At 51.8% G+C, this 21817-nt stretch carries 13 protein-coding genes; 10 read left to right on the top strand and 3 right to left on the bottom strand.

Going from position 1 to position 21817, the window contains the following annotated elements; translation table 11 throughout:
- Positions 1-42: 42 nt before the first annotated feature.
- Both glmS and glmU read right to left on the bottom strand, forming a co-directional pair.
- Positions 43-1866, bottom strand: coding sequence for a glutamine--fructose-6-phosphate transaminase (isomerizing) (gene glmS, locus B152_RS0108255; RefSeq protein ID WP_020591934.1), 1824 nt, complete (start codon positions 1864-1866; stop codon positions 43-45).
- A gap of 6 nt (positions 1867-1872) precedes the next feature.
- The gene (gene glmU / locus B152_RS0108250; protein WP_020591933.1) at positions 1873-3267 is read right to left on the bottom strand and encodes a bifunctional UDP-N-acetylglucosamine diphosphorylase/glucosamine-1-phosphate N-acetyltransferase GlmU; all 1395 of its coding nucleotides are present in this window, start codon (positions 3265-3267) and stop codon (positions 1873-1875) included.
- 281 nt (positions 3268-3548) lie between these two features.
- Here glmU and B152_RS0108245 point away from each other — a divergent pair, with 281 nt between their 5' ends.
- The 10 genes from B152_RS0108245 (at position 3549) to B152_RS0108200 (ending at position 15401) form a co-directional block, all read left to right on the top strand.
- Positions 3549-4265 carry an HAD-IA family hydrolase gene (locus tag B152_RS0108245; RefSeq protein WP_083921843.1) on the top strand — a complete coding sequence of 239 codons (717 nt, stop codon included), beginning with the start codon at positions 3549-3551 and terminating at the stop codon, positions 4263-4265.
- A gap of 240 nt (positions 4266-4505) precedes the next feature.
- Positions 4506-4883 (top strand): c-type cytochrome, encoded by a 378-nt coding sequence (locus B152_RS0108240; protein WP_020591931.1) that lies wholly within the window; start codon positions 4506-4508, stop codon positions 4881-4883.
- 200 nt (positions 4884-5083) lie between these two features.
- Positions 5084-6409, top strand: a complete 1326-nt coding sequence (locus tag B152_RS0108235; RefSeq protein WP_083921842.1) for an NAD(P)/FAD-dependent oxidoreductase — start codon at positions 5084-5086, stop codon at positions 6407-6409.
- A 132-nt stretch (positions 6410-6541) separates the two neighbouring features.
- The gene (locus B152_RS0108230) at positions 6542-6916 is read left to right on the top strand and encodes a c-type cytochrome (protein WP_020591929.1); all 375 of its coding nucleotides are present in this window, start codon (positions 6542-6544) and stop codon (positions 6914-6916) included.
- A gap of 315 nt (positions 6917-7231) precedes the next feature.
- Positions 7232-9499: a type I secretion system permease/ATPase gene (locus B152_RS0108225; RefSeq protein ID WP_020591928.1), complete on the top strand. Its 2268-nt coding sequence runs from the start codon at positions 7232-7234 to the stop codon at positions 9497-9499.
- A gap of 61 nt (positions 9500-9560) precedes the next feature.
- Positions 9561-10889, top strand: coding sequence for an HlyD family type I secretion periplasmic adaptor subunit (locus tag B152_RS0108220; RefSeq protein WP_020591927.1), 1329 nt, complete (start codon positions 9561-9563; stop codon positions 10887-10889).
- A gap of 198 nt (positions 10890-11087) precedes the next feature.
- Positions 11088-11774 carry a transglutaminase-like cysteine peptidase gene (locus B152_RS23045; RefSeq protein WP_020591926.1) on the top strand — a complete coding sequence of 229 codons (687 nt, stop codon included), beginning with the start codon at positions 11088-11090 and terminating at the stop codon, positions 11772-11774.
- 48 nt (positions 11775-11822) lie between these two features.
- On the top strand, positions 11823-13919 hold the full coding sequence (locus tag B152_RS0108210; RefSeq protein WP_020591925.1) for an HD-GYP domain-containing protein: 2097 nt from the start codon (positions 11823-11825) through the stop codon (positions 13917-13919).
- Positions 13916-15037: a trypsin-like serine peptidase gene (locus tag B152_RS25215; RefSeq protein ID WP_020591924.1), complete on the top strand. Its 1122-nt coding sequence runs from the start codon at positions 13916-13918 to the stop codon at positions 15035-15037. The genes B152_RS0108210 and B152_RS25215 overlap by 4 nt, the downstream gene beginning before the upstream one ends.
- A 97-nt stretch (positions 15038-15134) precedes the next feature.
- On the top strand, positions 15135-15401 hold the full coding sequence (locus B152_RS0108200) for a hypothetical protein (RefSeq protein ID WP_020591923.1): 267 nt from the start codon (positions 15135-15137) through the stop codon (positions 15399-15401).
- Between the two features lie 164 nt (positions 15402-15565).
- On the opposite strand, the gene B152_RS0108195 is transcribed toward B152_RS0108200, so the two are convergent.
- Positions 15566-21817, bottom strand: a 6252-nt coding sequence (locus B152_RS0108195; protein WP_020591922.1) for a DUF5801 repeats-in-toxin domain-containing protein, incomplete at its 5' end; no start/stop codon positions are given.

Here is a 21817-nt window from a genome sequence, read left to right as displayed (position 1 = left end):
ATTACTCAAGCCAATGCTACCAAAAATTGTACTAAATAATAGCTATTCCACCGTAACCGACTTTGCCAAGTTCCTTGGCTGATCCACATCTGTGCCCTTGATAACTGCTGTGTGGTAGGCCAGAAGCTGGATCGGCAGGGCATAGAGGATCGGGGCGACAAAGGGATCGACCTTCGGTAGCTCGACACTATGTTTGGCGATTGATCCGGCCCGTTTCAGGCCTTCCTTGTCCGACAAAAGGATAATCTGCCCACCGCGGGCGGCGACTTCCTGCAAGTTGGAGATGGTTTTTTCCATCAAGGGGCCGCTTGGGGCGCAAGCAATCACCGGCACGTTTTCATCTATCAGCGCAATCGGGCCGTGCTTCATTTCGCCTGCGGCATAGCCTTCGGCGTGAATATAGCTGATTTCCTTGAGCTTGAGCGCGCCCTCCATCGCCATGGGATAGAGATTGCCACGCCCGAGATAGAGCACATCCCGTGCTTCGCTGACTTCAACTGCAATCTTGCGGATGATTTCATCTGTGTTGAGGATTTCAGCAATGCGTGCTGGAATTTCTGTCAGGGCCGTGGAAAGCTCGGCTTCTCTTGCTGGCGAGATTGTCCCCTTTGCCCGGCCGATACCAATCGCCAGACAGGCAAGAACCGTCAGCTGCGTCGTAAAAGCCTTGGTCGAGGCCACACCGATTTCCGGTCCAGCCAAGGTCTGGAGCACCATGTCCGATTCACGGGCAATGGTTGATTCCGGCACGTTGACAATGGAGACAATCTTCTGGCCCTGTGACTTGGCATAGCGCAGGGCTGCCAGAGTATCAATGGTCTCGCCCGACTGAGAGATAAACAGGCTGACGCCTTTTTCCGGCAAGGGGGCTTCGCGGTAGCGGAATTCCGAGGCAATATCTACCTCAACCAACTGGCGGGCTTCCTGTTCAAGCCAGTATTTGGCCACCATTCCCGCCAGGGATGCGGTACCGCAGCCAACAATGGTCAGACGGGAAATATCGGCCAGATCAAAAGGAAATTCCGGCAGCTGGATCGTCCGCGCCAGAGGGTTGAACATGGCGTGCAGCGTATCGCCGATCACCGCGGGCTGTTCAAAGATTTCCTTCATCATGAAGTGGCGATACTGCCCCTTACCGATCATCGCACCCGAGACTGCCGTCTGCACCACTTCACGGTTCAGCAGGTTTCCATCCAAATCGCGAATGGAGGCACCATTGTTGTCCAGTACCACCCAGTCGCCTTCTTCCAGATAACAGATCCGGTTGGTCAGGTGAGACAGCGACAGAGCATCCGAACCAAGATACATTTCGCCGTCACCATAACCGACAGCAAGCGGGCTGCCACGGCGGGCACCGATCATCAGGTCTTCACGTCCGGCAAAAACGATTGCCAGGGCAAAGGCTCCTTCGAGACGCTTCAAGGTTGTCTGTACCGCTTCTTCCGGGGACAGCCCATCGCGTAGATAGTGAGTGATCAAATAGACCACCACTTCGGTATCAGTTTCAGTCTGGAAAGTCTGGCCCTTGGCATCCAGCTCGGCCCGCAGTTCCTGAAAATTCTCGATGATCCCGTTGTGGACCAGCGACACCAGATCACTGGCATGGGGATGTGCATTGATTTCGTTGGGGCGGCCATGGGTGGCCCAGCGGGTGTGGCCGATCCCGGTCATGCCCCCCAACGGCGCTTCTGCAACCCGGTTTTCCAGATTGACCAGTTTGCCCTGGGCCCGGCGACGTTCCAGTCCACCATCGACCAGCGTTGCAATGCCCGCGGAATCATACCCGCGGTATTCGAGGCGCTTCAGCCCGTCAAGCAGCAGAGGTACAACGGGTTTGGTTCCGATAATGCCGATAATGCCACACATTGTTGTCTAACCCTTTTTCTCTGCGTTTTGTTCTGCTGTCTTTTGGTCTTTGATCTTTTTACGCCCGGCCCGGAAGGAGGCTCCACCCCCGGCCTTTTCAACCAGTCGGCCCCGGACCACGGCAATAGCGTCTTTCTCGACTGCCTTGGTCAAGGTGCTTCCGGCACCGACAATTGCCCCGGCACCAACGTTAACAGGTGCAACCAGCGCCGTGTTCGAACCGATAAAGGCGTCTTCGCCAATCACGGTTTTCCACTTGTTGTAGCCATCGTAATTACAGGTAATGGTTCCAGCGCCAATATTGGCCCGGGCCCCGATTTCCGCATCGCCGATATAGCTGAGGTGGTTGACCTTAGCCCCTGCACCAAGCACAGCATTCTTGGTTTCGACAAAATTGCCGACCTTGCCTCCGGCTTTGATCTCTGTCCCCGGACGCAAGCGGGCATAGGGCCCGATCACAGAACCTTCGGCAACCGTAGCTCCCTCCAGATGAGAGAAAGCCTTGATCGTCACATCATCCGCAATAGATACGCCGGGGCCAATAAAGACAGAAGGCTCAATAATAATATCGCGACCAAACAGAGTATCTGTTGAAAGCCAGGTCGAAGCTGGATCAATCAGAGTGACGCCCTGTACCATGGCTTCATTCCGCAAGCGCTGCTGCAGCACAAGTTCGGCGGCGGCAAGCTCCTGGCGGGAGTTTACCCCCATCACCTCTTCTTCGCTGGCCTCAACTGCACGGGTATCCAGTCCTTCGGCATAAGCAAAATCGAAAATAACCGGAAGATAATATTCGCCCTGGGCGTTGTTGTTATCCAGCTGGTGAATCAGACGGCAGACGGTCGGACCATCGCCCAACAAAATTCCGGCGTTGCAAAGATCAATGGCTTTTTCAGCATCCGTCGCATCAGCAAACTCGACAATCCCGGCAACCCGCCCTTCTTCATCAAGCTTAACCCTGCCATAACGTCCGGCATCTTCCGGGCGAAAGGCCAGTCCAAGCAGAACCGGCCCCTGTTCCTCGCGTCGCCGGGTTAACATCTTTTCAAAGGTCGCGCTCCGGATCAGCGGCGTATCCCCGAAAATCACCAGAATATCGGCCTGATCACCGGGATCACAAAAACCTTTAAGGGCCGAGAAAGCTTCCCGCACCGCATGGCCGGTTCCCAGACGATCCTGCTGCACAGCTGTCTTGTGAGGAGCAGCTGCCTTTTCCACCGCCTGTGCATCGGGACCAACAACAACGACAATTTCATCCGGCGACAACTTTTCAACCCCGGACAGTACATGCGCCAGCATGGATTTTCCTGCCAGCCCGTGCAGAACTTTCGGCAACTTTGATTTCATACGGGTACCCTGGCCGGCAGCCAGAACAATTACGGCGAGTTTGCGAGCGTTCATTGGTCCTCAGGTCACTATTCGTGAAGTCGTCTCTGTGATTACCTGCTGCTGTGCCTGCAATCAACAACTAGTAGACATCTTGATGAGAAAATCAGGCAAGATTATTGCGGTTCGAAAATGCCATGAGGCCTTTTTCATCTCAAATCACCTTTTGTTTCGGCCTGTTACACAATATTTCCAATTATTACAGCCTGATCTCTTTTCTCCTCCCTCTTGCCACCAGGGCAACAGCTGAGTAGCGTTGCCGAGCTTATTACAACAAAACAGATACCAGGCCTTACATGTCGCAATCATCAGAAATACATGCCCCCAAGATGCAATCAGCTGACAAACAGCGTAATATTCTGGTTTGTGATCTTGATGGCACAGTGATTGACAGTGCGCCGGATCTGGCTCTCACCCTTTGCCTGCTTTTGCGTCGGGATGGTCGGCGTGAACCGGAACTCGCGGAAGTAAAAAACATGATCGGCGACGGAGCAACCAAGCTGGTCGAGCGCGGGTATGCAGCAACCGGCGCCAAGCTCTCCCCGGATGCCTTGACTGAAAAGGTCCGGGAGTTTTTAACAATCTACAATGATCATCTGGCCGTCGGCACAATTCTCTATCCCCATGTGATCGAACAGCTTCGGGCGTTAAAAAATCAGGGCTGGCGGCTGGCGATCTGTACCAACAAGCCTTTTGCCCCAACCCAGAAAATATTAAATCTCTTTGGTCTGGAAACCTTGTTCGAAAAAGCAGTCGGCGGTGATAGCTATCCGGTCAAAAAACCTGACGGAGATCATATTCTTCACCTGCTGAGAGAAATGGATGCCGACCCTTCACAGGCCGTCATGTTGGGCGATGGCAAGAACGACATTCTTGCCGCCCGCAATGCCGGGATCCCCTCCATCCTCTTTACCCAAGGGTACGGAACGGAAGCAGCCAGGGCACTAAGTCCGGACTATATCCTTAACAGCTATACAGAACTTTCCTCACTTCCTCTTTTTACAAAAGAATAATGCGGCAAACGAGGCGATAAATGATGCGACAAGACAGCGCGGTTTTTATTTTTCCACACAAAAAACCTGAAAAGAGCTTAGTATTGTGCAAAATCAAATCGCAAGGTGTTCATCGGAACTAGACTGCCCCAAGACAGTTTTCTTAACGAAACTTTGATTCCTGTATAGGGTTATCGAAGCTTGTCAGACAACCGACCCCTTGCCGGGACACACTAACTAACCGCTCAGGAGAGAGTTCTTATGAAAAAAATTGCCCTGATGGCTTTTGGACTGACAGCCGGGATTGCCCTTGGCCTTGGTACAGCTCAGGCTGGTGACGCCGCTGCAGGGGAAAAGGTATTTAAAAAATGTAAATCCTGCCACACTATTGAAGCTGACGGGAAGAACAAGATCGGGCCGAATCTGCATGGTATTATCGGCAAGGCCGCCGCCACAGCAGAAGGTTTCAAGTATTCTGATGCCATGGCGGAATCCGGCGTGACCTGGACAGAAGAAACTCTTACAGAGTTCCTGACCAAGCCAAAAGATTTTATACCGGGTACAAAAATGTCATTTGGCGGCCTTAAAAAAGCAGACCAGATCGAAGACCTGCTCGCCTATCTGCAGGCCAACAGCTAACCTGCTGATCTCCGTAGAAAACAAAGAAGCCCGGGCATGAAAATGCCCGGGCTTCTTTGTTTTCTACGACTGTTTTTCTGAAAACAACTTCTAGGATTTTCTGGCTTTATATATTTATTTGAGCATTTAGATAAAATAATATAATCTACTATCTGGCCGGGCTCAAAAGGGCCACCCGCTGTTCGGAGGACTTTAACCGTATGCCAGGTACAAATGCCATGCCCTTGCCTCATAAACCTATGGATTATCCCCAGTCCTATTACCTTGCGACAGCAACAGAACATCCTCGTCACTCCCCTTTGACCGAGGATCTTTCCTGCGATGTCTGTGTAATCGGAGCAGGCTATACAGGATTGTCAGCTGCTCTTCACTTGGCACAAAGGGGGTACAGCGTTGTCTTGCTGGAAAGCAACCGGATTGCCTGGGGAGCATCAGGAAGAAACGGGGGGCAGCTTGGCAGCGCCCACACCGTGTTTCAGCCGGACCTGATCCGCAAGTACGGCAAAGAACGTGCCCGGGCGCTGTGGGATATTGCCGAGGATGCAAAATCACTGGTGAAAGACCTGATCCGGGAACACAATATCGAGTGTGACTACACCCCCGGAAATATGGGCTGCGCCGTGACAAAAGGCGATTTTTCCTATTACCAAGAACATACTGCCATCGTCCGTGACGACTATGGGTACGGGCATTATCAGTTGCTGAATAAAGAAGAAACAAACGATATCAGCGGCTCAAACGCCTATGTTGGTGCTCTCTATGATCCAACAGCAGGGCATCTCCACCCCCTTAATCTTGCACTCGGCTACGCCAGGGCCTGTATCAAAGCCGGTGTCAGAATATTTGAAACATCAGCTGTGCAAGACATCCGGAAAACCGACCCCGCAAGGGTTACAACCGCCAACGGATCTGTAACCGCCAGCTTTGTCATCGTGGGGTGTAACGGTTATCTCGGTCCCCTGAACAGAAAGATGTCCCGGAAAATTTTACCCGCAGAAAATTTTCAACTGACCACCGCACCACTTCCGGATCACCTGATCGAGAATATCATCAGGAACAGAAGTTGCCTGTGGGACTCACATAACCAGGTCTATTACTATCGCCTCACTCCTGACAACCGCCTGATTTTTGGCGGAGGGCTGGGTCTGCCGGGCCGCCACCCCAAAGGTATCGACAAAATAGTGCAGGCTCATATGTTGAAAATATATCCCCAGCTCGCCCGGGTTCGGATAGATTATTCCTGGGGCGGGACCTTCTGTAATACCTTTAGTCATTTACCGGATTTTGGCAGGTTGGCACCAAATATCTTCTATGCCCAGGGTTATACCGGACACGGCCTTGCACTGGGTGCTTTGGGCGGGAAACTAATGGCTGATCTGGTCACGGGCATTGCAGAAAAATTTGATCTGCTCGCCTCGGTTCCCCAATGGTCGATACCGGACAGCCCCTTTCTTAAAAACCAGATCTTGAGACTGGGTTTTCTCTATATCGGCCTGAAAGACAAGCTCCGCTCCCTGCAAAGATAACACGAACGTTCACTTGTTCGCGAGACAGCAGACAAAGCGGTTTTCCCACGCCATCATGCTTTCAGGAACAGGGCAAAGGAGGCAAAACCTGCTTGAGATCTGTTTCCAGCAACAAAATACGGAGAGAATTCGATGGCGAGGAACACAAAGACATTTTGGGGTATTGTCCTTACCCTTTCCTTGGTGGCTTCAGCTGCTGCAGCAGCCGATGTTGACGCAGGAAAAAAGGTATTTAACAAGTGCAAAGCCTGTCATGCCATCGGCAAGAGCAAAATTGGCCCTGACCTTGCCGGTATCATAAACCGCCCCGCAGCTTCAATCGAAGGTTTCAAATACTCGGACCCGATGCAAAACTCCGGCCTGACCTGGACAGAAGAAAATCTTGCCACCTTCCTCAAAAAGCCCAAAGCCCTTGTCCCCGGCACTCGAATGTCTTTGGCCGGGTTGAAAAAAGATGAAGATATTCAAAACCTGATCGCCTATCTGAAAGAAGCAACCGTCCCCTGATATGGAAATTTGTGTGATAATAATTTGAGCAGGCCAAATTCGATTAATAGCAAAACTCTTGCTTCTGCTTTGGGATTTCCCCCTTCCCCGAAATACCGGAAAAATTTCCTGGAATTTGTTAATATGATCTTTCCCGATCAGGTTTAGACTCGGAAACTCTGTGCCTATTCAATTATTCGTTAACCTTAAACAGTCAAAGTAATATAAAGATTAAGGTTAATTGGATATAAACAAGACAAACAGTTATACGTAACCGGATCCTGCAACTCCCAGCAGGGCTATCCGGAAATTTGGTATAGGGGGATCGGGGGTATAATGAGTTCAAAAAAAACGGCGACCCAACCTATGGATGGTGACAAGGTTTCCGGTGACGAACAGAAAGCTGCTGTTCTAAAACCGTCAGATGTAATCGAGGGTGGCCTTCCACCCAAGGCCGAATGGCAACTTGATCCAGGATCAGTAAACTTCGAAGACCCGCTGCTGGAGTGTGTCTTCATGTTGGCCTCGATGATGCAACGACCGATCTCGGTTGAGGCCTTAAAAGCAGGCCTGCCGCACAGCGGTGCCCAGTTCTCGCCGGATCTCGCAGTCCGGGCGGCAGAACGAGCAGGACTGACAGCACGTACTGTGCGCCGGGCAACGATCAAAGACATCCAGCCCATGACCCTGCCCTGCATTCTGCTTCTGAAGCAGGGCGGCGCCTGCATTCTTTTGAGCTACAATCCCTCTGGCACCGCTTCTATCGCCGTTCCAGAAGGCCGGGGAGAGAAAAGCGTACCTCTCGCCGAGCTGCAAGAGCAGTATATGGGTTTCGCCATTTTTGCCCGCGCCGAATATAAGTTTGATTCCCGTGCGTCGGACATACAGCTCAAGAAACCCAAAGCCTGGTTCTGGGGCACACTGTTAAAATTCTGGCCAATCTACAGCCATGTGATGATGGCATCCGTTCTTATCAACATGTTTGCCATCGCCAGTCCGCTCTTTATCATGAACGTTTACGACCGCGTGGTGCCAAATGGTGCCAGTGAAACACTTGCTGTTCTGGCCATCGGTGTGGCGACGGTATTTACCTTCGAATTTGTCATGAAAAACCTGCGAACCTATCTGGTTGATGTCGCAGGAAAGAACGCGGATGTCATTATCGCCAGCCGGTTGCTTGAGCAGCTCATGGCCATGAAACTTTCCAACAAACCCCCCTCAACAGGGGCCATGGCAAACAATCTGCGCGAGTTTGAATCACTGCGGGATTTCTTTACTTCGGGAACTCTGGTCGCCTTGATCGATCTTCCCTTTATTTTCCTCTTTATCTGGATCATTTCGCTTGTCGCGGCACCCCAGATTGCCATAGTTCCCCTGGTTGTCGTTCCTCTGGTTATCGGCGTTGGTTTTATTCTCCAGATCCCGCTGCGCAAGGTGATCGAGAAAACCCACAAGGAATCAAGCCAGAAACACGCCTTGCTGGTGGAAACTATTGATGGGCTCGAAACCATCAAGACCTGTGCCGCAGAAGGACGTATTCAGCGTTCCTGGGAACGTTTTGTCGGCTTGACTGCAGATTCAGCAGGCAAGGCCAAACTCCTTTCCGGGATTTCGACCACCTTTGCCCAGCTCGCAATCCAGATGACAACCGTTGTTGTCGTGATTGTCGGTGTTTTCCTGATCATCGAGAAGGAAATGACTATGGGTGCCCTGGTTGCCTCGACCATGCTCAGCGGTCGTGCCCTGGCCCCGCTGGGAACCATCGCGGGTATGCTGACACGGCTGCAGCAGTCTCGTGTTGCCCTCAAGTCACTTGATAACATCATGAATGCCGAGGTTGAGCGCTCTCTCGACAAAACTTATCTGCACCGACCAAGACTGAGCGGTGAAATCGAGCTGAAAAAAGTTACTTTCAACTATCCCGGACAGGAAGTGAAAGCACTCGACAACATCAGTCTCAAGATCAGGCCTGGCGAACGCGTCGGGGTTCTGGGACGCATCGGGTCCGGCAAGTCAACCATTGCCCGCCTGATACTCGGCCTCTACGACCCGACCGAGGGATCTATTCTGGCGGACGGTACCGACATCAGACAGATTGATCCTGCAGATCTAAGACGGAATATCGGCTATGTCTCTCAGGACAATTACCTGTTTTTCGGCTCGGTGAAGGAAAACATCTCCTTTGGGTCGCCTCATGTGGATGACCAGACGATCCTGCGCGCAGCGACCCTCGCAGGCGTGACCGACTTTCTCAAAACCCATCCTCACGGATTTGACCTGCAGGTCGGCGAACGTGGCATGTCACTTTCCGGGGGACAAAGACAGGCCGTCGTAATCGCCCGCTCTCTGTTGCTTGACCCTCCAGTCCTGCTAATGGATGAACCGACAAGCGGCATGGACAACTCATCAGAGGCAGGTTTCAAGACCCGTCTGACAAAGGTGGTTGCCGGGAAAACTCTGGTGTTGGTGACACACCGGAGCTCGCTGCTCACCCTGGTCGACAGGCTTATCATTGTTGATAGTGGACGTATTGTTGCTGACGGACCAAAGGCCGAGGTCCTGGAAGCCCTGAAACAGGGGCAGATCCGGGCCAATGCAGGCTAGGGCTCCGCAACAGCAAGTTCCTCTTAAACCACGACCTTAAGGCACAAGGAAAAGGACTGTTATGTCTTCCATGTCTAAAAAAGACGAAGATCTGCTTTTTATGCCGGATCTCCATGCGGCCACCTTTCGCAAGGGACGGCGCATCGCCTATACACTGACCTTTACCGCTTTTTTGTTTTTCCTGACTTTTGGCATCTGGGCCAGCCTGGCCGAACTCGACGAAGTCACCCGGGGGGAAGGCACGATTGTCCCTTCCAGAAAAACCCAGGTTATTCAAAACCTGGAAGGTGGGATCATCTCGGAAATTCTCGTCCGGGAAGGGGATGAGGTAAACATTGGTGATATTCTGGTGCGGATTGATAACTCTGCGGCTATCGCTGATGCCAACCAGTCCCAAAGCCAGCTGGAAATTCTCACTGCAACCGTCGAACGCCTCACAGCAGAGTTGAGCGGGGAAAAACTGATTTTCTCGGATACAACCAAAGAGACTGCTCCGGATCAGGTCAGAGACCAGCAGGCCCTCTATGACGCACGCATGCGTCAACAGGAAGCCCAGATCCAGGTTCTGGAAAACCAGGCCCGCCAGCGGCAACAGGAAATTGCAGAAGTCAAAAGCCGGATTTCCCAGCTCAGCAACAGCCTCTCCCTGGCAACAGACGAGCTCAACATTACAAAACCTCTTGTACAGAAGGGTATTTCTCCCCGTCTGGAACTGATCCGTATCGAGAGACAGGTTGCCGATCTGCAGGGGGAAATCAGAACACTGCGGGTCGGACTACCCCGCCTTGAGGGAGCCGCCCTAGAAGCCAAACAACGCATTGACGAGCTGGTTCTCTCGACCAAGGCTGAAGTTTCCGACGAACTCAACCGGGCCCGATCAGAATTAAAAGCCATTACAGAAAGTAGCGAGGCTGGTGAAGACATCGTGCGCCGGACAGATGTCCGTTCCCCTGTCCGCGGAACCATCAAGGAACTCCACCGCAACACGGTCGGCGGGGTGATCCGTCCCGGCGAGGATATTGCCGAGATCATTCCCCTTGATGACACCCTGCTGGTCGAGGCACAGATCCGCCCGTCCGACCGTGCCTTTTTACGCGCGGGTCAAAAAGCGACAATCAAGATCACAGCCTATGATTTCTCGATCTATGGCGGCATGGAAGGCAAGCTTGAACGTATTTCCGCCAGTACAATCAAGGATGAACAGGGCGAAAGTTTCTACCGCGTTTATCTTCGTACGGACGACAACAAGATTGTCAGCAAAGGCAAAGAACTTGATATCATTCCCGGTATGACTGCGAATGTCGAAATTCTGACAGGCAAAAAAACCGTCATGGACTATCTGCTCAAGCCGATCCTGAAAGCCCGGGATTCGGCCCTGCGCGAAAAATAGCTCCAGATAAACAACTCAGGGCGGGGAGAGTTTCTCATTTTTCCCGCCCCGAAAAAACCGCTGTAGCAATCAACACAGCGTGAACGAGAAAAAGAAGCAAGCCCTCAAGCAAAAAGTTAACTGTCTCTTAAGCTGTAATTGTCATCTTGAGAACTTGTTTTACAGACGAGATCAGGCGAGCGTGAGCACCCATCGGTGATGAACTTTAGGCAGTTAACAAAGGCAACTACTCTGGCCGCTGTTCTTTTAAGCGCCATGCCTGCCCCTGTTGTTCAGGCTCAGACCCTCGGTGATCTGGCCAAGGCTGCGAAAGGCAAGGGAACAGCACTTTTCAATACTGTCGAGTTTCAGTCAAAGTCGTTCAAGGCCTTGCCACAATGGGCGCGCGTGCTTGAGAAGGCCAAGACTGACATGAACCTGTTTCAGGCCTGCAGTAATGATATCAACAAATGTAAAACTGCTCAGCAGAACTCCTGGCGCAAAATTATACACGCAGCCCGGAATATGACACGTCGACAAAAACTCGATGCTGTGAACAGGTTTTTCAACAAATGGCCCTACAAACTTGATCAGGAAGTCTATGGCGTAAGTGAGTACTGGGCTTCACCAAACCAGTTTATGAAAACATCAGGAGATTGCGAGGACTACTCCATTGCCAAGTATTATGCCCTGAAAGAACTGGGCTTCCAGGATAGCGAGTTACGCATCGTTATTTTACTCGACCGTATCCGTGGCATTGGACATGCCGTTCTGGCAATCTATGAGCCAAACGACATCCTCATTTTGGACAGTCTTTCCAATCTGATCCTGACCCATACAAAATACCGGCATTATGTGCCACAATATTCAATGAATGCGACGACACGTTGGGCACATATCAAGTAGTGTACCAAGGTGGCAAGTATTTCTCCCTTGGGGGAAAGAGCGGAGAAGATGAAGAATAAAAACGGTAAAGACAAATTTGAATTCCACGCCATCAACTCTATGGCGACGAGCAGCAGCGCCATGCCCCGACGCACCCTGATAACAGGTCTGCTGGTCATTGCGGCTCTGGTTCTCCTGTCAATCCTTGTCCCCGGACTGATCATCGAAAACCGCAAAAGCGAAATTGTGGCCAAGGTGCAGGAACGTCAGGAGATTCTGGCCACCGGACGAAGCGAGCTTATTCTTGCCTGGCTTGATTCCGTCAAGGCCCAGTCAGATCGCCTTGTCACCAACGAGCTTTTCCGCCTTTTTGCCTACGAAGTTGATCTGGCGGGCGGGGATTTCACCCAAATCACCCCGTCCCCCGAAGGAGAAGAACCGGATTCAGGTTTGGGGGTTTCACTTTTTGAACAGTTCCCCTTCATGGAACGGGTCCTTACCGATTTCACCATCAACAGCGATTTTACCACCAGCTACCTTTTTGGCCGGACAGGTATTGCTTATCTCACCTCAAGTGGGTCTGATCCTGTCAGTGCCGAACAACAGGCCCTCGCACTGGCTCATTTCGGCAATAAAGACGCAGCCTTTGGGCCAATCCGTCAGGATGCAACTGGACTGGTGATCGACCTGTTGCTCCCGGTTTTGCCTGCCCAGTCAGAAGCAGATGAAGAAATCCCGGTCGGCCTGATGTTGCTGACCTTCCCTGTTACAACAAAAATCAGTGAATTTCTCTCTCCCCGTGCCCTTTCCGAAATCGGCGAGGAAACCCGGCTGGTCCAGAAATCAGGCGACAAGTATCAGGAAATCATCCCGCAGGACTCCCGCCTGATCCGCCCGATTTCTTCTGACCTTTCCCAGAGCCAGCTGTTTGATTTCAACCTGCGCCCCAGCCTGGCTGGCGACGGAACCGACGTCTATGCTGCCGGCGCTGTACTTCTACCCGATCAGCTCTGGATAGTTCAGGAGATTGACCGTGCCCAGGCTGAAAAAAGTCTGGCTGAATTCCGGAACATTGCCATTCTCATGGCCACGCTGATCGTCGTGATTGTCGCCTCGGTTTTCCTGGCCTTCTGGTGGCGTCTGAGTTCGGAACACAACGGTGCTCTTGCCCGTCAATTCAAAGAGCTGGCCAACCGCATTCACGCCCAGAAACAGCTGCTCGACAAGATCAATGGCACCATCGCCGACTTTATCGGTCTGAAAGCCGTCGATGGCAGCTACCGCTATGTTAATGCTGCCTTTGCCAAAGGGGTTGGACGCGACGAAGATCAGCTGGTCGGCATGGACGATGCCGCAATTTTCGGTACCGGCACAGCAGCCCGCATGTCGATCACCGATCAACGGGCTGTTGCTTCCGGCAATGTCGTCACCGCCAATGAACGTGTCTTCCTTGATAACAAGGAACATCACTTGCAGATCAGCAAGGTTCCCTTTATCGGCGAAGATGACCAGGTCTCTGGCATCGTTTCGGTTTTCCGTGATGTCACCGATCTGGTCGAGGAACAGAGGAAAAAAGAAAAAGCCGTCCAGCAGATGGTCACGGCCCTTGTTCGTGCGGTCGAGCTGCGTGATCCCTATCTTGGTGGACATTCCCGTCGGGTCAGCCAGTTCGCGGTCATGGTTGGCAAACGCATGAATCTCAGCGACATCGAGGTTGCCACTCTGGAGATTGCCTCCAACCTGTCCCAGATCGGCAAACTTGCCATTCCACGGGAAATCCTCAACAAGCCCGAGCGCCTGACTCCGGAAGAGATCGCCGAGATCCAGAAACATCCCCAGCACACACAGCAGCTGTTGCGGGGCATCGATTTCGATCTGCCTGTTCTCGAAACCATCATGCAGATGCACGAACGCCTTGATGGAGAAGGCTATCCCAAAGGCCTGTCTGGGGATGATATCTTGGTCACAGCCCGTATTCTTGGGGCCTGTGATGTATTCTGCGCCCGTATCGAGCCCCGCTCCTACAGACATGGGCTGGAACCTCTACGGGCTCTGGAAATCCTGGATGATAACAATGATCGCTATGATCTTGCTGTCATCAATGCCCTGCGCAATGTCGTCAATTCAGTTGAAGGTGAAAAACTGATCGCCTCAATCCAGCATTGAGTTGGCAGCTGCCATTTAATGTCCCGAGGGAAAAGCCTGCTCCGGCTTTTCCCTCGGGGACCTTTGCTTTTGTTCACCGCCCGACCAACGCCCCTGTTTCAACAAAACTCCTGCTGTTGCTCTGGTTTGTATCCCTTCTCCTCTGCACGACAATTTCGCCGGGTCAGGCCGCTGGCAAAGAACAACGCATTCTTGTCAATGCGATGGAATACCCCTGGAGCACGCTGGGGCGTGTCAATGCTGCCGGGCGCGCCCACTGCACCGGTGTCATGGTCAGCGAACGCCATGTGCTGACAGCTGCACATTGCATCTATGATGTCAGAACCGGGCGCTGGCTTGCGCCGCAGGAACTGCATTTTGTTGCCGGATATCAGTTCAGCACCTATGAAATCCATGCTCCGGTAAAGTCATACCGAAAATCGGCAAACTACCGCCCCCTGAACGAGGCCTCTGCCCGCAACACCGAAACAGACTGGGCTCTGCTCGAACTCGCCTCCCCCTTGGGCAAACAAACCGGCTGGCTCGCTCTCGAAACTCTCTCGAACAGTATTCTGCAACGGATTAAACAAGGTCAAAGTGTCCTTCTTTCTTCCGGCTACCGCGCCGGGGCTCCGCATGCCCAGACAGTAGACTTTAACTGCCAGTTTCCCGGCCGGATTAAAAATAGTGACGGCATTGCCCATCGCTGTTTCCTCCAGAATGGCGACAGTGGCTCGCCTCTTCTGCTCTATGATCAGGGGGAATTTTCTATTGTCGGCATCAATGTGGTTGGTTTCAGCTCGGACAATGGCCGCAGCAATGAATATGTCGGCGCCCTCACCTCTTCGCGGTTTCACCCTGAACGGGGCAGCAAGGATGTCAAACAGGCCATCGGCAAGCTTGCGTTCCTCTGGGACAAGGGCGCTTTGCCCGGGAACGGAAGCAAGGCCGGAAAAATGCCAGGGAAAACCATCGCCCTGCTGTTAGAACATCTGGGCTATCTTTCAAAAGCCGAAGCCGCTTCAGACCCGGCAGTTCTGCAGGCTGCCTTGCAGAAATTTTATAAAAAACGGGATAAACCTGCCCCTGCACAAACAAATTATCAGGTACTGGGTGACCTCATTCTCACCTTAAAGTAATATAACCCTGTAAGAAGGGGGACGACTGATTGAACCTGATTTTTCCAGAGCGCCAGAAACCGGTGGCGTAAAGACAAGGCATTTAAGGAGAAAACAATTGGACCATATTTTCACAGACGGGATCGGCGCCATCACCGTGGTCAACGGCACCGTGCGTGTTGAGCTACGCCAGATCGTGCGCGACCCTAAAAACCCCGGCAAGCTGATTTCTGAATCCACCTCGACCCTGATCATGCCGATGTCCTCGCTCAAGGATGTCACGCTAAAGCTGGCCAACACTATGGAGAAAATCCAGGCGGACGAAAAGGCCAAGGCCCAGATGGAAAAACAGGAAGACAACGAACACGCTCTGGCCCAGCTGTAACGAACAAGCGCTTAATCCAGCAGTTCTCTTCCTGCAGGATAGTCCCTGACGTGCAGAAACCCTGATCTTTATTGGTCAGGGTTTTATTTTGATCATTTCCCACACTGAACAGAAAAAAGGCGCCCCGAAGAGCGCCTTTTTATTAATCCAGATTAAACCTGCATCTAGAATGTTGTCATATTCAGGATGTGATCTTCGTCTACCTGTACTTTGACAACTTCGCTATCACCAACACCGTTCAGTGTCGCAACAGTCGTGAAACTGCCACCTCCACCAGAGGATACGGATACGGTCGTGACACCCGCGACTGAATCCAGATGGACATAATCGTTGATGTTTCCATCATTCAGACCATCAATAGCAGCCTGATCAAGTCCGGCTTCAACCAACAGATCGTGCAGGTTCAGAATATCTCCAGTTCCATCACTCCCGGAACCATTGAAATCTGTGATCACATCAACACTAGCCAACTCGCTCAGGACAAAGGTATCAGCACCGGTGCCACCGGTCAGGATGTTCACTCCGTCACCACCAAGCAGAATATCATCGCCGCCACCAGCATTGATGATATCAGCCAGAGAGCCACCGATAAGGATTTCACCATTACCAGTCCCTGTCAGCGTCAGACTATCGACTGTGGTAATCAGAACGGAAGCATCATCACTGGTCCCTCCGGCATCCTCCACGCTGTAATCGAAGCCTATCGTCGGAGTGCTGACACCACTGTTATCCACAGAGAGCCAGAGGTCATAATCACCATCATCATTCCGGCCAAATGATTCTACGCGTACATAGTATGTGCCATCCGATGAGGCAGTGTATTCCAGATAGGAATCCCGATCATCTGTCGATCCTGCCCCACCATTTGTGATCGCAGCATCGTCATTTTCGGCCAATTCATTGCCAGAAGCATCATACAGTCGAATACGCGTATCAACGTTCTGGCTGCCTGAACCACCCTGACCATTATCAATATCAAGGATCAGTTTTTCGCCAGCAAGAAGAGCAACTGCGACATAATCATAATCGCGATTATTACCTGTATCTCTGTTATCGATATCACCTCTAAAGAGAATACTTGGCAAAGCCGCATTCTTTACGTTCGCTGCATTACCATCAGTAACGGGTCCCCACTGGGTACGATCGGTCAGATCAACAGCCGTTCCTCTCGTATTATTCAATGGGTTATCGTAAGCATCATTAGCTGCTTCATTGACCACCGTATAACTGGAGCCAAATGGGCTGCTCGGTGGCAGTGTGAAGGTCACTTCATCATTGGTCCCGTCATGGGAGGTTGTCCCCCCCGTTGGGTTGGTGACGCCTGTAATATCCCGGGCGGTGTTGCCCCCATCGTTCTGGGTCAAAACCCAATCCGGAATGTTGAGGTCACCCGAGGTGATGTTGGTGATGATATGATCATCAACAGCACTCAGAGCCTGATAGGCCGTGATATTCAGTACTGCCGATGAGCTATCCCCATCACCATCAGTGATCGTGTAGTTCACTGTAAGATTTGTTGCTGCTCCGTCATCAAAGATCAGAACAAACTCATCCGCAACAGGATCGTAACCAAACTCGAAAGTGGCCCCGTCCAGTTCCCATGAATTCGTAGAACCGTTGAAAGTCGCAGCAACCCCGCCGATAGAGATCGCCGTTACACCTGCCCCATCTGCACCAAGATCATCATTGGCAAGCAGGGAACCTGATGCAATCTGTTGCGTCGTGCCAACGGCAGCCAGCAACTCATCAGCCAGATCACCAAAGTTCGGCACAGAAACAAAGCTGTACTGAGAAGCAGGAATACTCGGATTGCTGCTACTCTCACCAGATTGAGCCAAGAAGTAATCTTCCAGTCCATCTTCAACACCAGAGCTGGTACCGATACCGATCCCCGTTACAAGCACTGAATTGTTGACGATTGCCGTGGCAATGTCCTGATCAATCTCGTCGTCATTACTTGTATTTGTGGTATTTGGCTCACCATCACTGATGAAATACAGGCGATTCTGGCTAAACGGCAAATTGGTAACCGGGTTTGTCAGATACTCGGAATCACTCGCGAACAAGGACTGCATACCGGCATCATAGTTCGTTGAGCCACCGTTATCATAATTCCCCCGGACCGTGGTCAAGGTGTCATCCAGTGTAGTTGATGACAGAGTACCGTTGTTATTGATCCGAACAAAATCATCCAGATCAATGCCACCGACGCCATTATCCTTGAAAACAAAGGTCCCGTAATCCTCGGCATCAGAACCGAAAGTCACCAGAGAGAACGCCAGCTTGGCTGGTGTCCCGTTGGTAACCAGCTCGGTAATGAAAGTACGAACCCCGTCGATCTGGGTCTGGTAATTTGTCTGACCAACCGATCCGCTTTCATCCACAACAAAAGCGATATTCTGAGGCAGAACGCTCGCATCTGTCGTCGTGGTCGCCGCATCGTCAACCGCTGTCGGTACGTCATCAACAATCTTGATCGACAGGGTACTGGTCGCGCTATCGCCATCCGTATCCGTAACCGTCACAGTCAGGTTATCAAACAGGTTGTTTTCACCGTTATCAGCCGGGCCATGGCCGGTGGTGTTATCCACCAGGGTATAGCTGTAGCTGACTTTACCAGTCGCCGCATCAAACGCTGTGACTTCCAGCGTATTTCCTTCCGGTGTCGTGATCGAGACGGGCGTAAAGACACCGTTGGTAATAACCGCGGTTCCACCAATCGTCAGATCATCAAGACCATCCGGTGTCGAGATGTTGAAATCACCTGACTGTGTCAAAGCACCTGCATCCGGGCTTGAACCATCAGACAGATTATCTTCATCAACAACCGCGTCTCCACCATCAATCTCAGCTGTCAGGTTGCTGATACCAACATCCTGATCAGTGTTTTTGAGGGTCAGGGTCAGGGTTGCTGTATCGCCATCACCATCCCCATCAGTGATGGTATAGGTGAAGACCTCGGTCAGGGTTGATCCCCCGGCAAGGGCGATAACATCCGGATCAGTATAATCGAGGGCATAGCTGTAATTCCCGGCAGCATCAACGGTCAGGGTACCATAAGTACCAACAACTGTTGTCCCGCCTGTTGCACCGGCCCAGGTAATCGAACCAAAGCCGTCAGCCCCGAGATCGTCAGCATTGCCATCTGTCGTATTGGCATCACCACTTGCAACATCGATACCGGTAACGACGTTGCCGGTTGCGACATTGCCGCCTGATCCAACATTACCGTTCAGTGCATCAGCAAGATCGGCAAAGGCTGTTGTAACAACTTCGGATGGTGCATCAACAATACCGACACCAAAGAAATCTTCAAAGGTCTGGGTATTAATCCCGCTACCAATCGCCACAGCCGTCAGCTCAATCGCACCGCTGTTGAGCAAAGCCTTGCCATTGTTATCAAGAACAACATCGCTGCTGCTGATCGAAGAAGCACCATCATTCCGGTTACCATCGCTCAGGAAGAAGACCTGGTTATTCGCTCCTGGCTGCTCCGCATAACCGGCACCACCAGAATTGCTGAAGAGTTCTTCAAGACCGGCTTCGAAATCTGTGACACTGCCACCGGAATAGCTACCGCCACCAGGCTCGGTGAAGGAACCATCCGCAGCTGCATCCATTGCTGCATTCAATGTTGCCAGATCGGTGAAGACGCCTACTGTTCCCGCATCATCATCGAAGGCAACAATCGAGATCGTTACATTTGGATTACCGTTAAACAGCGTTGCGGCAAAAGCCTTCACACTATTCACCTGGGCTGTGCGGTCAGTAGAACCAACACTGCCACTGAAATCCATCACAATACCGATGTTCTGCGGTGCAAGTGTTCCGATGTCTACTTCGATACAGTCAACATCATCAACAGCAACCGGGACATCATCAACAACCGCCACGTTTACGGCTGCAGTCGCCTGGTCACCGTCCGTGTCTGTCGCAACAACCGTCACACCACTGATATCAATATCCGCACCGCCCAGATCATGCTTGAGCTCATCACTCAGTGTTGCAGTAACCGTTGCAGTACCAGTTGACCCGGCCGTTGCCGTGCCGCCGCTTACCGTAAGAACAATAGCGACACCTTCACTGTCTGATCCTGTCCAGGTCAGACCATCACCACTAAGTGACCAGGTAACACCTTCGTCGATACCAGCAATACTCGGATCGCTCGCGCCGTCAAATTTGACGGACACAATGTTATCTGAACCAGCCTGGAAGGTAACCGTGCCGCTATCGACATCGCTCACACCCAGATTGGTCTCATCAACAGAGAGATCAAGTGCTCCACCGACAGGACCCGTCGGGACACCGCCATCATTGATCGTGATAACCAGCTCTGCTGTATCCGTGTCACCGTCACCATCGGTAATTGTGTAGGTAAAGGTGTCAGTCAATGGAGAAGCATTGTTCAGGTTGCTGTTCGCAACATAATCATAGCTGCCATCCGCATTCAGCGTCAGGGTTCCATAAGTACCTGTCAGTGTGGCACCAACAGTTCCTGCTGTACCACTGCCGCCCTCTGCGCCCGTACGGATACCCGTAATTGCAGGTGCAGCCTGACCATCCGCCCCAAAGTCGTCGTTCGAAAGAACACCACCCGCAGCCGTAACAGTCAGCGTCGCACCTTCGGTAACAGAACCGGTATCATTATCGGCTTCCGGAACATCATCGATAATACGAACTGAAAGTGTATCGCTGGCGCTATCACCATCCTGATCTGTAACCACAACGGTCATGTTATCAAACAGGTCATTTTCGCCATCAGCTGTCGGATGATTTTCATTGTCGCCCAACGTGTAGTTATAGCTAACCTGTCCTGTTGCCGTGTTGAAGCCTGTAACAGTCAGGCTATTGCCCAATGGTGTGGTGACAGGGTTATTTGTCAGGACGCCATTTTCAATAACCAGAACGCCATTGATTGTCACATCATCAACACCATCAATCGCCGTAACAGTGAAGTCTCCTGCCTGGGTCAAAGCACCTGCATTAGGATTGGAGCCATCAGCAAGGTTCTCTTCATTAACAACTGCATCACCACCCGAGATTTCCGGTGTCAGATTGGTAATTGTGACATCGTGATCTGCCCCTTTGATTGTCAGGGTCAGGGTCGCGGTGTCTGTGTCACCATCCCCATCCGTAACGGTATAGGTAAAGACTTCCGGCAGGGTTGACCCCTGAGGCAGTCCTGTTACGGCTGAATTGCTGTAATCCAGGGCATAGCTGTAGTTGCCATTGGCATCAACGGTCAGTGTACCATAGGTACCAACAACCGTTGTTCCTCCGGTTGCGCCGGCCCAGGAAATGGAACCAAAGCCGTCTGCTCCCATCGTATCGGCATTACCATCGGTAACATTGGCATCACCACCGGCGACATCAATCCCGGTAACAACGTTACCCGTTGCCACTGGCGCAGATCCGGTCGTTCCATCCAGAGCATCCGCCAGATCGGCAAAGTTTGGTACGGAAACAAAGCTGTACTGGCTGGCCGCAATTGACGGGTTGCTGCTATCAGTACCACCTTGATCCAGGAAGTAATCAGCCAAACCGTTTTCAACAGAAGAGCTTGTGCCGATACCAATTCCTGTAACCTGAATATTGTTATTGGTAATCGCAGTTGCGATATCCGTATCAATTTCACTCGAGTTACTGGTGCTGCTTGCATTCGGACCACCATCACTGATGAAATAGAGGCGGTTCTCAGCACCGGAAAGACCAGACACAGGATTGGTCAGGTATTCAGAATTTGCCGAGAACAGGGACTGCATACCCGCATCATAGTTCGTCGAACCACCATTATCATAATCTGCCCGGACCGTGATCAGGGTGTCATCAAGTGTCGTCGAAGACAGTGTGCCATCATTGTTAAGACGGACAAAGTCATCCAGATCCAGAACCCCGTTACCATCATCCTGATAGACGAAGGTACCGTAATCTTCAGCGTCTGAGCCAAAGGTAACCAGAGAAATTGCCAGTTCTGCCGGATCTCCCTGTGTAACCAGGCTGTTCATGAAGGTACGCACACCATCAATCTGGGTCTGATAGTTTGTCTGGCCAACAGAGCCACTTTCATCAACCACAAAAGCAATGTTCTGTGGCGGCAGCCCACCAACAACAACCTCGACACAATCAGTGTCATCAACAGCCGTTGGACCATCATCCTTGAATACAAGATTACCACCGAGATCGATATCGGCAGAGGCGGTATCACTATCACCGTCGGTAACCGTACCTGTCAGCGTAACAAGACCATTACCAAGAGTAACTGGCTCATCATGGTTGTTAACGTTTGGATGTTTCAGAGAAGCCTGCTGATCAAGTGTCACAACACCGTTGCTATCAACAGAAACCTTGAAAGCAATCGGGCCTGCTGCTCCACCAGAGCGACCAACAACTTCGCCACCCTCATTGTAAAGTGCAAT

Source organism: Kiloniella laminariae DSM 19542 (assembly GCF_000374005.1).
Taxonomy (GTDB): Bacteria; Pseudomonadota; Alphaproteobacteria; order Kiloniellales; family Kiloniellaceae; genus Kiloniella; species Kiloniella laminariae.
Note: the sequence above shows the minus strand (reverse complement) of the source record. Positions and strands in the feature narration are given on the sequence as shown.